Genomic DNA, 14,459 nt, shown 5'->3' with positions numbered 1-14,459 from the left:
AACCACAAATTTGGTCAGAATTTCTCAGCTAGCGTCGGGAAAAGCCTTATCAGCACGAGTAGTTATTAAATAAACAAAATTTGAGATATAACTAATGAATGCCATACCCCGCCCATCTTACGAATATCAAGTAGGGGGCAGTTTGCCAGTTAATGCCCCGACTTATGTGCAACGGGAAGCAGATATTGAACTTTACCAAGCATTAAAAGCGGGAGAGTTTTGTTATGTGTTGAACTCGCGGCAAATGGGTAAGTCGAGTTTGCGGGTACAAACGATGCAACGATTGCAAGCAGAGGGTATTGCTTGTGCGGATATTGATATTACAGCAATTGGCAGTTCTGATATTACTTGTGAACAATGGTATGCAGGGGTGATTAATGGCATTATTAACAGTCTTAATCTTTACGAAAGCTTTGATTTAAATGATTGGTGGGCTAGTCACAGTTCATTGTCTCCTGTTAACCGATTTAGCGAGTTTGTTGAAAGAGTTCTGCTTAATTCAATTTCACAGAAAATTGTGATTTTTGTTGATGAAATTGACAGCGTATTGAGTCTGGAATTTAATATTGATGATTTTTTTGCGGTAATTAGAAAGTTTTATAACAGTCGCGCAACTCAGCCAGAATATCAAAGGTTGAGTTTTGCTTTATTTGGAGTGGCGACTCCCTCAGATTTAATTCAAGATAGGCGACGGACACCTTTTAATATTGGTAGGGCAATTGAACTGACTGGTTTTAAGTTACAAGAAGCTCAACCATTAGCTGCGGGTTTGGCGACGAAAACTAAAAATCCCATGTTGCTAATAGAAGCAGTCTTAGAGTGGACGGGGGGACAACCATTTCTTACCCAAAGAATTTGTAAATTAATTCTGAATCATGATTATCCTATTCCAGAAGATAGGGTGGCGGCGTGGGTAGAGGAGTTGGTGCAAACTCAGGTAATTTCTAATTGGGAATCTCAGGATGAACCAGAGCATTTAAAGACAATTCGCGATAGAATTTTACGCAGTGGTGGACAGCGTACAGGTAGATTATTAGGGTTATATCAGCAAATTTTGCAACAGGAAGAAATTGCAGATGATAATAGTTTAGAACAAACTCAATTGCGGCTTTCGGGATTGGTAGTCAGGCGCAAGGGCAAGCTGGGAGTTTATAACCGGATATATGCTGCTGTGTTTAACCTGAATTGGCTGGAAAAAGCACTGGCTGATTTACGTCCCTATGGAGAAGCATTAAAAGCTTGGGTAGATTCAGGTTATCAAGATGAATCGCGTTTATTGCAAGGGCAAGCTTTGCGGGATGCCTTAGCTTGGGCAAGTGATAAAAGTTTGATTGATGAAGATTATAAGTTTTTATCTGCTAGCGAAAGAATAGATAAAAGAGAAATTGAAATTGCTTTAGAAGTCAAAGAAGAAGAGGGACGGATATTAGCACAAGCGAATGAGACATTAACGAAAGCGCAAAAAAAAGCCAAGCAACAAATTCGCATTGGCGCAATTGTTTTAGGTGTGTCGATAGTTGGAGCATTTATCACTGGGATATTTGCAGCTAATGCAATTAAGCTTAAGCAAGTACAAGAAGCACAGGAAGGTATAAAGCTTGAACAAACAGGAGTTTCAGCATTAAACCAGTTTGAGAAACAAAATCAAGAACTAGATGCTTTAGTTGCGGCTATGGATGGGGGACAAAGGTTACAAGAACTGGTGAAAGATGGACGACCTTTAGACCTATACCCCGCTAGTAGCCCGATTTTGGCTTTGCAAACAATTGTTGATAATATCCGCGAACGGGTGCAACTTAAAGGGCATCAAGGTTCGGTGAACAGCGCCAGCTTTAGCCCGGATGGACAGCGCATCGTCACTGCATCAGATGACAAAACCGCCAAGGTGTGGGACAGCAATGGCAAGTTGCTCGCTGACCTCAAAGGGCATCAAGGTGAGGTGTACCGCGCCAGCTTTAGCCCGGATGGACAGCGCATCGTCACTGCATCAGCTGACAAAACCGCCAAGGTGTGGGACAGCAAAGGCAAGTTGCTCGCTGACCTCACAGGGCATCAAGGTGAGGTGTTCAGCGCCAGTTTTAGCCCGGATGGACAGCGCATCGTCACTGCATCACGGGACAGAACCGCCAAGGTGTGGGACAGCAAAGGCAAGTTGCTCGCTGACATAACAGGGCATCAAATTTGGGTGAACAGCGCCAGCTTTAGCCCGGATGGACAGCGCATCGTCACTGCATCAGCTGACGGTACCGCCAAGGTGTGGGACAGCAAAGGCAAGTTGCTCGCTGACCTAACAGGGCATCAAAATGAGGTGAGCAGCGCCAGCTTTAGCCCGGATGGACAGCGCATCGTCACCGCATCTCTTGACGGTACCGCCAAGGTGTGGGACAGCAAAGGCAAGTTGCTCGCTGACCTCAAAGGGCATCAAGGTTCGGTGACCAGCGCCAGCTTTAGCCCGGATGGACAGCGCATCGTCACCGCATCTCTTGACGGTACCGCCAAGGTGTGGGGCAGCAAAGGCAAGTTGCTCGCTGACCTCACAGGGCATCAAGGTTCGGTGACCAGCGCCAGCTTTAGCCCGGATGGACAGCGTATCGTCACTGCATCATTGTACGGTACCGCCAAGGTGTGGGACAGCAAAGGCAACTTGCTTACTGACCTAACAGGGCATAAAAATTGGGTGTTAAGCGCCAGCTTTAGCCCGGATGGACAGCGCATCCTCACTGCATCATCTGACAAAACCGCCAAGGTGTGGGACAGCAAAGGCAAGTTGCTCGCTGACCTCACAGGGCATCAAAATGAGGTGAGAAGCGCCAGCTTTAGCCCGGATGGACAGCGTATCGTCACCGCATCTCTTGACGGTACCGCCAAGGTGTGGGACAGCAAAGGCAAGTTGCTCGTTGACCTCAAAGGGCATCAAGGTGAGGTGAGCAGCGCCAGCTTTAGCCCGGATGGACAGCGCATCGTCACTGCATCACGGGACAGAACCGCCAAGGTGTGGGACAGCAAAGGCAAGTTGCTCGCTGACCTCAAAGGGCATCAAGGTTCGGTGACCAGCGCCAGCTTTAGCCCGGATGGACAGCGTATCGTCACCGCATCTCTTGACGGTACCGCCAAGGTGTGGGATAGCAATGGCAAGTTGCTCGCTGACCTCACAGGGCATCAAGGTGAGGTGAGCAGCGCCAGCTTTAGCCCGGATGGACAGCGCATCGTCACCGCATCAGATGACAAAACCGCCAAGGTGTGGGATAGCAATGGCAAGTTGCTCGCTGACCTCACAGGGCATCAAGGTACGGTGATAAGCGCCAGCTTTAGCCCGGATGGACAGCGCATCGTCACTGCATCAGCTGACAAAACCGCCAAGGTGTGGGACAGCAAAGGCAAGTTGCTCGCTGACCTCACAGGGCATCAAGGTGCGGTGATAAGCGCCAGCTTTAGCCCGGATGGACAGCGCATCGTCACTGCATCAGATGACGGTACCGCCAAGGTGTGGCGGGTTGGTGGGTTGGATGAATTGCTGGCGCGGGGTTGCGACTGGCTGCAAGATTATTTTGTCACCCATCCAGAGGTGCGGGAGAGGTTGAAGGTGTGTGAGGTGACAAGTAGGCGAGATTAGGGGGAAAGGGGAAGGGAAAAAGGGGAAGGGGGAAGGGGGAAGGGGGAAAGGTTTTTTCTCCTGGGAGGCGGCTATTTGTTTGTGAAACAGCAATTCAATTGCAGGGTGATGCGATGTCTACGACAAGCCTTACTCTGCGAGAAGCCTCGCTAGCCTGCGGCAACCCCTACGGTGTACGCTCGTCTACCGCGTCTACGCACTTTTGCTCTCGATGTCTGAGCGATCGCTTTTAGTATTGTGTTAAAAATGACAACTAAAGGCAATTTGGTATCAGTAACAGATACCTCAAAGTCGTTTTGATCGTCGTCAACATCGTTTTGATCGTCGTCAAAGTCGTTTTGATCGTCGTCAACATCGTTTTGATTGTCGTCAAAGTCGTTTTGATCGTCGTCAAAGTCGTTTTGATCGTCGTCAACATCGTTTTGATCGTCGTCAAAGTCGTTTTGAGGTTTTTCAAACGCGATTGCACCGCCATCAAGTACACAGGTGCGATGTCTGGCGACAACAAGCCTAGCTCTCTACCCATTGTCAGTCGATACATTAACAATGTCACCCAATGCGATCGCACTAACCGTTCTCTTTAATTAAACTTTAGGCGATATCTCTTGACTTACCGCTTTGCTTTTACGCTGTTTTGGGGTTCGAGATTAAGCTACTATATTAGTATGAATTATTTTTACTACTAATTGGTAGGAATGTCAGTAACCCAGCCCTAAAAGGACTGGGCTTGCAAGAGAAATCAAACAAGCCGTACTGACCAGACCACTCGGTAAAACGAGTAGCCGTTATTTGAGTCACGACACCTCGGAATGCGTAGCTAGTTCCTCGCTCTGTCGCTTGTGATTAAACAGTTCTAAGGTCACTGGAACAGTGTTGCAAGCTTAAAATGACCTTAGTCCTACGATAGGTTCAGAAATGGGTAAACGCCGCCCAGTGCTAATAGTAAGTAATGATATAAGTAATAATGCTGCTACTACTGTGACTATTTTACCTCTTACTTCCAATGTTAGCCGGGTTTATCCCTTTGAAGTTTTGCTCAATCCAGAGGTGAGTGGCTTAACAAAATCTTCTAAAGTACAGGCACAGCAAATAAGAACAATTTCCAAGCAGCGCATTATTAGCGAAGTAATAGGTAGTTTAAACGAAGATATGATGGTACTAATTGATGCTGCCTTGAAATTGCATTTGGGATTGAGTTGAGTTTAAATAAAAATAGCGATCGCATTTGTGAGAGTTCTCAGATCAGCGGTAGGCGATGTCTGGCGACAAGAAGCCTAGCTATCTACGCACTTTTAGGCGGAGTATCCCAATTTTGCCCTTAATAAATTTGTAGTGGGAGCATTTTGCTCCCTAATGGAAATATTGCGGGCTAGAGAGTCCGATACACTCTTTTGGGCACGGCAGTGCCGTGCCCCTACAGGCAATGGTATAATTTTGTATTGCATCCTACTGAGAAGCGCTATATTTCCTTACACACTTTCTAGTAATTTTAGTTCCTTAAGGTCATCTATTGGTTCTTGAAATGAGCAGGAACCGAAGGAACGGAAAAAGTTTTTTCTAGCTGACTGTATTTCTGCAATATTTAGATGATAATTTTTCCACGAAAGGCGATCGCTTGTAAAGTGAAAATTATCTGTTGATGATTCTTGCAGTAGTTCTAGGGCTATCTCTGGTGTTAATTTTTGCTGATAAGCCAGTGCGGCTAAAACTGCGACATTTAAAAAACCTTGCATCAAAGCCACAGGACTGTTTGGCTCAGTGGTTACAGGATGTTTACTGAGTAATGGATGATGCAATCCGGCGGTGGCTTTAAAGGGAATTTGCGCTGCTGCAAAGGCGAAGATACTTTGGCACAGTTGAGTGATACTGGGAAAGGCATCAACTGTTACTCCTCCAGTACGAATTTTTGCGGCGGCGCGAGTCTGTTGCAACACAGATAAATAGCTTTGCAAGTCACTGTTAAAGGGAATTTCAAAGAATGATTCCACTTCAGCAGGAAGCAAAGGAAGTATCTTTGCGATTTCTGTTGGTGGAAGTGGGGGAAATTCTAGGGATGTAATCGCAATTTTCGGATTGTTGAGTGACTGTAAAAGAGCGTAGACGCTTCGCGGCTTGTCGTCAGACATCGCGTCTTTCACATCTTTGGTGATAATTATGCTCAATGGCCATTGTGTTGGATACTCAGGTAAAAGTTGCTCAAACTCCTGCAAACGGGAGATTGGCAAAATAAAGCGACCTAACATCCAATTGTAGGGACTTGTCTGATATTGAGCATAATTCGCCATTGCTGGTTGTAATTCCAACTTTGCTGGCGGGAATAATCCAGCATAGTCCACAACTGATGAAAGCAGCGCCTCTAATGATGCAAGCATTGTAATTCGTAATTCGTAATTCGTAATTCGTAATTATGAAAACCAGGTAGGTCTAGGTTTAGGGGTTTGAATGTGTTACCGGATTTTAGAGAATTTGTATGAGTCAGCGATTGAACAGAACTATGTTATTCAGCGTAAACACCCTTGCAACTCCTACCAATGACAAATGACAAATGACAAGCTATCTAATCTAATGGTAGCGAGGTGGAAGCTTTTATTTCATTCAGCACAATATTGGTCTGGATTCTATCTATACCAGGAATGCGGGTAATTTTTTCTGACAGTAACTTTGCTAAGTGCTGATGGTTAGGGACAACCATTTTTAATAAATAGTCAAATTCGCCGCTAAGATGATGACATTCTAAAACCTCTGGTAATTCCTTGACGCGATCGCAGAACATTCCCACACATTCAGGCTGATGATTGACTAAAGTAACCTGAGCAAAACACAGCAAGTCTAAACCTAGCGCCTCTCGATTCACCAAAGTGACATAGCGGTCAATCACTCCTTTTTCTTCCAGCTTGCGCAATCTCTTCTGTAACCCCGGCGTTGAAAGATTAACGTGACGGGCTAATTCCGCGAAAGTTATGCGGCTGTTCTCTTGTAAGAGACACAACAGTTGTCGGTCTATGTCATCTAATTGTTGGAGTTGTTCCAAGTTTTTGAGTGTTGGCTTCACTTTTACAGTCTCCAGTCTTATGAAGAAAGGCACAGGGGACACTAAGCTGAGTCGAAGTGTCCATAGAGCAGAAGGAAAGAAGTAAGCTATTCTGCTTTTAAGTTGCACAATCCATCGTGAGGGCTGTTGACAGTTGACCGTTGACAGTCAACAGTTAACAGTTAACAGCCCTTATTAGTAGTTATGCTTTTTTAGCGCGCATTAGCTTACTAATTAACAGCAACAAAGCAACTTTCCTCCTACGTGTACAAGGAAATTGGATTTTTTGTTGTTATATTTAACAATATCCCTAGAGAGGGTAGTTAAAACTACATTCTAAATGTATCTTAAAAGTTAATATTTTATACTTGTAGATACTTGTTAGTAAAATTTATAATCTAAATTAGGAGTAGAGTTAATAATCTCAACTCAGGGTTTGGCAAAAAAAGACAGATTTTGGCACAAGGCATCAGGTAAATCTGCCAAAGGGGAGATGTTTATTTATATCAATCTCCTTCTTGAGGAGACTGTGCCTATATTGATAGCACAGGTATGTAGAAAAAAAGGCCTTCATTCCCGACCATGTTTGGTTAAAACATGGAATACCTGAAACTGTCTGCATTTAAGCTGATTGAAACTGCTGTTCAATCGGCAGAAAGTTCAGCAGTTAAACAAGCTTTCTAGAAGGAGTAATATATGATGAAAGATTTTTGCCCAATAAAGCGCATCGACCACTTAGAATTTTATGTTGGTAACGCCAAGCAAGCAGCGCTATTTTATGCGCAGTGTTTTGGATTTACTAACACAGCTTATCGAGGATTAGAAACCAGCTACCGTGAAACAGCATCCTATGTGATGCAACAAGGAAATATTAATTTTGTTTTAAGTTCTGGGCTGAGTCTGGATCATCCCATTGCCAAAAGTGTCTTGAAACATGGTGATGCTGTGGCTATTATCGCTCTAGAAGTACCCGATGTGGCGATCGCTTACGAGCAAACAACGAGCCGAGGTGCAATAGGAGCGATCGCGCCCACAGGAGAAGAAGATAAATATGGAATATTCCGTTATGCTGCAATTCGCGGTTACGGTGACACTCTAATTAAGTTCATCGATCGCAGTGATTACGCAGGTGTATTTGCTCCTAGTTTCGAGGCGCAAAATAAAGCGCACCTGAAAAGTAAAGGCGTAGGACTAAAAGCCATTGATCACATAGTTGGTAACGTCGAATTAGGTGCAATGGAACGGTGGGTAGAGTTTTTTGCTCAAACAATGGGCTTTAATCTTTTAGTAGAGTTTGATGATAAAACCATTGCCACAGAATATTCTGCCTTAATGTCCAAGGTAATGCAGGATGGTGCAGGGAAAATTAAACTACCAATTAACGAACCTGCTACAGGTAAACGCAAATCTCAGATTGAAGAGTATTTAGAATATAACTATGGGCCGGGAGTTCAACACGTAGCTTTGGCAACTAACAATATTATTGCCACAGTTAGCCGCATGAGAGAAACGGGTGTAGAATTTTTGGTTCCCCCAGCAACTTATTACGATAACTTAGAACAACGGGTAGGAAATATTGACGAATCGATAGATCAGTTGGCAGAATTAGGAATCTTAGTAGATCGGGATGAAAATGGGTACTTGCTACAAATTTTCACCCAACCTGTACAAGATAGACCAACACTATTTTTTGAAGTCATAGAAAGACATGGGGCGCGGGGTTTTGGTGAAGGCAACTTCAAAGCCTTGTTTGAAGCTATTGAACGCGAACAAGCACGGCGCGGAAATCTCGTCAGTGTATAGAAATAATTCGTAATACTTCCCTGCGGGACGCTACGCGAACGACTTCGCTCAGTACAAGTTCGTAATTCGTAATTCGTAATTAATGAAGTGGGGAAAAAGAAAGTTAATTACTGAAGATTGTCATTGATCATCAAATGACAAATGACAAATGACGAATGACGAATGACAAATGACGAATTACCAATTGGAGCGCAGCAATATGACTTATTACTATCAATTGGGAAACATCCCACATAAAAGACACACCCAATTTCGTCAAGCTAACGGTTCTTTATATCATGAAGAATTAATTAGTATTCACGGCTTTTCCGGTGTGCAATCTCTGCTTTATCACCTGCATCCACCGACACAAATTGAGAAGATTTTGGTGGAAGAAAAGGTAGAAATTCCCTATGCAGAAACAGGTGCTTTGTTGCATCGCCATTTACGGACAGCAACAGTAGAGACGGGTGGGGATGCGATCGCATCTCGTGTTCCCCTGATGGCGAATACAGATGTCTGCATTTCCGTGGCTCGTCCTACCCAAGCGATGTATTACTGGTATCGCTTTGCTCATGGTGATGAAATAATTTTCATCCATGATGGTAGCGGTATCTTAGAAAGTCAATATGGTCTGCTGCGTTACAAAGTCGGAGATTACCTAGTAATTCCCACAGGTGTAATGTGGCGGATTATTCCCGACACTGGAATAGAGCAACGAATGCTGGTAATTGAAGCCAGGGGACATATTGAACCACCAGCCCGTTACCTCAATCGTTACGGACAATTTTTAGAACATTCTCCCTACTGCGAACGTGACATTCGCCCGCCTGATGAGCTAATTACCCACGACGAAGCAGGAGAGTTTGAGGTGCGAGTTAAAGCCCACGATAGAATTACCAGTTACCTGTATCGCCATCATCCCCTAGATGTGGTGGGTTGGGATGGACATCTGTGGCCTTTTGCTTTCAATATCGAAGACTTTGAGCCAATTACAGGGCGATTGCATCAACCACCGCCAGTGCATCAAACTTTTGAAGCCCCAGGATTTGTTGTGTGTTCTTTTGTACCGCGTCTATTCGATTATCATCCCCAAGCAATTCCCGCGCCTTACAACCATTCCAACGTTGATTCTGATGAAGTCATCTATTACGTAGAAGGTAACTTCATGTCCCGCAAAGGAATTGACCGGGCTTCGATTACCGTTCATCCTAGCGGTATTCCCCACGGCCCCCATCCGGGGATGTATGAGGGGTCAATTGGCAAAGAAGGGACGAATGAACTGGCAGTGATGGTTGATACTTTCCGTCCAGTGAAACTAACGAAGTATGCTTTGGGTTTAGAAGATAAAAACTATTCTTACAGTTGGATGTCATATACAGCAGAACCTATACAAGGCTTAAAGCCGTGAGTTTTTCATCAGGACTGAGGTATAGGGAAGGGAAAAAACCGCAGAGGACGCAGAGAACGCAGAGGAATAAGAGTTTGAGAGGTTTTTTGCGCAAGTTCTATAGCTGTAGCCAGATAGATTAGGACATCAAGCTAAAATCAAACCCTGACAATAACAGTCAACAGTCAACAGTCAACAGCTATAAGAATCAATGAACCCTTCTGCCTTCTGCCCTGTTTCTTAAAAACGAGGTATATTTATGAATCAAGTTATTGCAAAACCAAATAATTTAACGATTTCTTCACGGATTGAAGAACGCTGGCAGCGAGGTGAGTTAACTCAAGCTCAAGTGGAGAGTTTCCGCGACTTCCTCACTGAGGTAGAACGGGAATTTTTACAGCACCGCATCATTACTAATAACACCTATACTCAATGGTTTAGCAATGGTACGGCAACAGATACAGAATTACGGCACTTCCTCAAACAATTCTCGGTTTTCTCTAACCAATTTTTAATTGCAGCTTTACTCAAAGCAATCAACTCGCCTACCCTCCAGCAATCGCGGGCTAGTCGAGAGATTTTATTGAATGAGTTGGGTGTAATTTATCGCCAGTCTGGGCAAAATGTCGGTGAACGCATTGAGCAAACTGAAGCACAAAAAGACCGAGAAGGCGACCCCGAACTAATCAGTACAGAAGGTACAGTAGACGGTGGTATTTGTCGTTTTCGGGCGGCGCATTTTGAATGGCTGCTAGGTGTAGCTGAGGGTTTGGGGCTACACTACGAAGAATTGGGTAAGCGCAAACATGGCCGCCCTTCAACTTTACACTTTTGTGACGAATTGCAACGCCTCTATGGTAGCGATGACTCCCAAATAGCTGAGGGTGCTAGCTTTGCGGTAGAGAATTGGGCAGCCGCAGGCTTTTGGCAAGAATTAGAAGACGGACTAACGCGGATTAAACAAACACGACATCCGCAGTTACATCTAGCATTCTTCACTTGGCACAACCGCGTTGAAGGACAGCACGCCGGACATACCTTAGAAGAACTGGAAGAAGTCTATTTTCAGTCCAACTTTGACCGAAGTAAATTCATACTCGGTGGGCGAGAAATTTTAGATGCGATCGCCATCTTTTGGTATGGTCTCAACGAAGATAGAGTAAACCAAGTTTTTACTTAAAACTCCTTATCCTCTCTGCGTCTCTGCGCCTCTGCGGTTCAAAAATAATTTTTCTAACCGCAGAGGCGCAGAGGGCACAGAGTTAAGAAGATTACTGCATTTTTAATCCAAAATCTAAAATTCTTATATGAGGTAAAAAGCGATGACAAAGCAGTTGTCGCTCGAACAAATTACCGCTTGCGGCATAGCAAAAGAAACCGCTGCCGCAATGCTACCACAAATCAATCACTGGCTATCCTCCCGAAGAGCCTCAGAATGCTGGCAGCATCTCACCCAGCATATCCTCAAACCTGACCAACCCTTTAACTTTCACGAACTGCTTTATCAAACCACCTTTGCTGATTGGCATAGCAGCCAAGGAATTCCTCCCGCTTGGTTACCCAGCGATGAGCAAATCCAGTCAACCAACATCGCGGCGGTGATGAAGCAACTAAACGTGAAATCCTACCCAGAACTACACGCTTGGTCAGTTCAGCATCGTGGTGAGTTCTGGGAGATAATGATTCAACGATTAGGTATCTCCTTACAACAGCCATACAGCAAAATTGTTGACTTATCGCTGGGTGCAGAGTCACCCCAATGGTTAGTGGATGGGCGGTTGAATATTGCTGAGAGTTGTTTTTTAGCAGATGAAAACGCCCCCGCTATTATCTTTCAGGAAGAAGGTGGTTCTTTATCTACCCTCAGCTATGGTGAACTCCACAGTTTAACCAACCGAGTCGCCAATGGATTGGTACAAGCTGGCTTTATGATTGGAGATGCGATCGCGATCGCTATGCCCATGACTGCGGAATCGGTGGGGGTATATTTAGGTATTATCAAAGCTGGCTGTGTGGTTGTTTCCATCGCTGATAGTTTTGCACCTGCGGAAATTGCCATGCGGTTGCACCTTGCACAGGCGAAAGCTATCTTTACCCAAGATTATATTTGGCGTTGCGGTAAACAACTACCCCTGTATAGCAAAATTGTTGATGCTAATGCACCGAGAGCGATCGTGTTAGGCTCATCTGTGGAACTGCGTTTTGGTGATTTGACTTGGAAGGAATTTCTCAGTCACAACGAACAATTTGCTGCTGTTTCTGCCCATCCGACAGCTTACACCAATATCCTATTTTCTTCAGGTACTACCGGAGTACCCAAAGCAATACCCTGGACGCAAACTACCCCGATAAAATGCGCGGCTGATGGGCATTTACATCAAGATATCCATCTTGGTGATGTGGTAGCTTGGCCTACCAATTTAGGCTGGATGATGGGGCCTTGGCTAATCTACGCCAGTTTAATCAATCGCGCAACCATTGCCCTTTACTATGGCACGCCTACAGAAAGGGGATTTGGTGAATTTATTCAAAATGCTCATGTGAATATACTGGGTGTAGTGCCAAGTTTAGTCAGCATTTGGAAAACCACCGCCTGTATGCAAGGACTGGATTGGAGCAGTATCAAAGCCTTCAGTTCTACAGGAGAGTGTTCTAATCCCCAAGATATGCTGTTTTTGATGTCCAAAGCTGGCTACAAACCAATTGTAGAATATTGCGGCGGTACAGAAATTGGCGGCGCATATATTACTAGTACAGTGGTACAGCCTTCTGCACCTTCAACTTTGACTACACCAGCTTTAGGTTTAGACTTGGTGATTTTTGATGCCGAAGGTAACCCAGCGGATAAAGGCGAAGTATTTATAGTTTCTCCTTCCATCGGTCTATCTACTGAGTTAATCAACAAAGACCACCATCAAGTTTACTTCGCTAACACCCCCCCGCTCACTGAGCGAAGTCGAAGTGAGCGGAGTCGAAGTGCTGCCCCCCTGCCCCCCTGCCTCCTCCGCCGTCACGGTGACCAAATCGAACGATTAACCAACGGCTACTACCGCACTCTTGGTCGTGTTGACGACACAATGAATTTAGGCGGTATCAAAGTTAGCTCGATGGAAATTGAGCAAATTTTGAATACTGTAGAGGGAATTTGCGAAGCTGTGGCGATCGCTTATTCACCTCCTGAAGGCGGGCCTAGTCAGTTAGTCGTTTACGCTGTGCTGGAAACTAATATACAGCAAAACAAAGAATTACTGAAAAATTCCTTACAAACAGCAATCCGTCACCAACTCAATCCCTTATTTAAAATTCAAGACCTCGTAATTATTGATACATTGCCACGGACTGCATCGAATAAAGTTATGCGGCGTGTGCTGCGCGAAAATTATCAGGAGGCAAAGAATTATGACTGCTATAGCACCCAAACCTTTCCAACTTGAAGATTACGAAGTTAGTCCGGAAACTGGTTTTTTACCAACCCATTCTCCATCTGAGGTGCAATTACCGGATATATTTTGGCAAGTCCAAAAAACTGTGAGCTTGCTACCAAAGTTGATGGCGACTCGGAAGATTCGCTCCTTTATCGATAGCATCCTCAAAGTAGACGTAGAACGAGCCACATTAAATCAGATGCAATTGCGACAGGCAATGCAAGTATATTCTTACCTCACCCATGCCTATGTTTGGGGAGAACCAACACCCGCTCAAGTCCTACCAGCTAATATTGCTGTGCCTTTTTACACAATTGCCCAAAAACTGGGCAGACCACCCATATTGTCCTATGCTTCCTATGCCTTAGACAACTGGGTACGAATTTACGAAACCGAACCCATCGAAATTGGCAACATCATGTTGTGGCAAAACTTTTTAGGTGGTTTAGATGAAGACTGGTTTATCTTGATTCACATAGACATCGAAGCTAAAGCTGCACCTGCATTAGCCGTGATTCCCAACATTTTGCAAGGGATTGGGCAAGACAACAAAACTACTGTCATTAGTGGATTAGAGAATATCAAACAGGCATGGATAAACATTAACACCACCATGAAACGGATGCCAGAAGCCTGCGATCCCTACATTTATTACAATCGGGTACGTCCCTACATTCACGGCTGGAAAAACAACTCGGCATTACCAAAAGGCTTAATATATGAAGGCGTAGAAGCTTATGGTGAAAAGCCCCAGCAGTTTCGTGGTTCGACAGGGGCACAAAGCAGCATTGTACCGACAATGGATGCTCTATTTAATATAGCCCACGAAAGCGATCCCTTACAGGAATTCTTAATAGAATTGCGGGATTATATGCCACCATTACACAGTGCTTTTGTCAAAGAAGTAGAAAAGCGTTCCACACTACGTAGTTTTGTCAAAACTCGCATGGAGAAAGTACCTAAACTCAAAGATTTATATAATGATTGCGTTTCTCTGATAGAACAATTTCGGACTCAACATCTCAAATTTGCGGCTGCTTATATTCACCAGCAAACTGCAAAATTCAACAACAACACCGATATTGGTACAGGCGGTACACCATTCATGGAGTATTTGCAAAAACATCGTCATGAAAATAGCCAGCATTTATTAACTTAAAATTCGGTGAAAAGTCAGGTAAGCTTTCCTTTGAGCTTGTTTTGATGATGGTTAACTGT

General features: G+C 44.4%; 9 protein-coding genes and 1 pseudogene. 8 read left to right on the top strand and 2 right to left on the bottom strand.

Annotation, left to right across the window (positions count from 1 at the left end; genetic code table 11):
* Positions 1–94 precede the first annotated feature (94 nt).
* The 3 genes and pseudogenes from AACU32_RS17320 to AACU32_RS17310 all read left to right on the top strand — a co-directional run.
* Complete coding sequence (locus tag AACU32_RS17320; RefSeq protein WP_096601567.1) at positions 95–3,613, top strand: AAA-like domain-containing protein; 3,519 nt, start codon at positions 95–97, stop codon at positions 3,611–3,613.
* A gap of 338 nt (positions 3,614–3,951) precedes the next feature.
* Positions 3,952–4,197, top strand: coding sequence for a hypothetical protein (locus AACU32_RS17315; RefSeq protein WP_339378005.1), 246 nt, complete (start codon positions 3,952–3,954; stop codon positions 4,195–4,197).
* Positions 4,198–4,513: 316 nt separating this feature from the next.
* Positions 4,514–4,813 (top strand): annotated as a pseudogene (locus AACU32_RS17310) (type II toxin-antitoxin system PemK/MazF family toxin); the annotation flags it as partial.
* A gap of 269 nt (positions 4,814–5,082) precedes the next feature.
* Here the strand turns inward: AACU32_RS17310 and AACU32_RS17305 are convergent.
* Positions 5,083–5,985: a hypothetical protein gene (locus tag AACU32_RS17305; protein ID WP_096601558.1), complete on the bottom strand. Its 903-nt coding sequence runs from the start codon at positions 5,983–5,985 to the stop codon at positions 5,083–5,085.
* 185 nt (positions 5,986–6,170) lie between these two features.
* On the bottom strand, positions 6,171–6,665 hold the full coding sequence (locus AACU32_RS17300; protein ID WP_339378004.1) for an Lrp/AsnC family transcriptional regulator: 495 nt from the start codon (positions 6,663–6,665) through the stop codon (positions 6,171–6,173).
* Positions 6,666–7,340: 675 nt separating this feature from the next.
* Here AACU32_RS17300 and hppD point away from each other — a divergent pair.
* From hppD to AACU32_RS17275, 5 genes are all read left to right on the top strand, one after another.
* On the top strand, positions 7,341–8,447 hold the full coding sequence (gene hppD, locus AACU32_RS17295) for a 4-hydroxyphenylpyruvate dioxygenase (RefSeq protein WP_339378003.1): 1,107 nt from the start codon (positions 7,341–7,343) through the stop codon (positions 8,445–8,447).
* Between the two features lie 169 nt (positions 8,448–8,616).
* Positions 8,617–9,837 (top strand): homogentisate 1,2-dioxygenase, encoded by a 1,221-nt coding sequence (locus AACU32_RS17290; RefSeq protein WP_339378002.1) that lies wholly within the window; start codon positions 8,617–8,619, stop codon positions 9,835–9,837.
* A 238-nt stretch (positions 9,838–10,075) separates the two neighbouring features.
* The gene (locus tag AACU32_RS17285; protein WP_096601552.1) at positions 10,076–10,996 is read left to right on the top strand and encodes a hypothetical protein; all 921 of its coding nucleotides are present in this window, start codon (positions 10,076–10,078) and stop codon (positions 10,994–10,996) included.
* Positions 10,997–11,138: 142 nt separating this feature from the next.
* Complete coding sequence (locus AACU32_RS17280; RefSeq protein ID WP_096601549.1) at positions 11,139–13,250, top strand: AMP-binding protein; 2,112 nt, start codon at positions 11,139–11,141, stop codon at positions 13,248–13,250.
* Positions 13,216–14,400: a hypothetical protein gene (locus AACU32_RS17275; RefSeq protein WP_096601546.1), complete on the top strand. Its 1,185-nt coding sequence runs from the start codon at positions 13,216–13,218 to the stop codon at positions 14,398–14,400. The genes AACU32_RS17280 and AACU32_RS17275 overlap by 35 nt, the downstream gene beginning before the upstream one ends.
* Positions 14,401–14,459: the final 59 nt, after the last annotated feature.

The sequence above is a fragment of the Calothrix sp. NIES-2100 genome (assembly GCF_963875285.1).
Lineage (GTDB): Bacteria > Cyanobacteriota > Cyanobacteriia > Cyanobacteriales > Nostocaceae > Aulosira.
This window is presented reverse-complemented; position numbering and strand designations above follow the sequence as displayed.

Excerpts from the sequence above, each read along its gene's own strand:
- AACU32_RS17290 (WP_339378002.1), top strand. The coding sequence starts at position 8,617 with ATGACGAATTACCAATTGGAGCGCAGCAATATGACTTATTACTATCAA.
- AACU32_RS17275 (WP_096601546.1), top strand. The coding sequence starts at position 13,216 with ATGACTGCTATAGCACCCAAACCTTTCCAACTTGAAGATTACGAAGTT.
- hppD (WP_339378003.1), top strand. The coding sequence starts at position 7,341 with ATGATGAAAGATTTTTGCCCAATAAAGCGCATCGACCACTTAGAATTT.
- AACU32_RS17305 (WP_096601558.1), bottom strand. The coding sequence starts at position 5,985 with ATGCTTGCATCATTAGAGGCGCTGCTTTCATCAGTTGTGGACTATGCT.
- AACU32_RS17280 (WP_096601549.1), top strand. The coding sequence starts at position 11,139 with ATGACAAAGCAGTTGTCGCTCGAACAAATTACCGCTTGCGGCATAGCA.
- AACU32_RS17320 (WP_096601567.1), top strand. The coding sequence starts at position 95 with ATGAATGCCATACCCCGCCCATCTTACGAATATCAAGTAGGGGGCAGT.
- AACU32_RS17285 (WP_096601552.1), top strand. The coding sequence starts at position 10,076 with ATGAATCAAGTTATTGCAAAACCAAATAATTTAACGATTTCTTCACGG.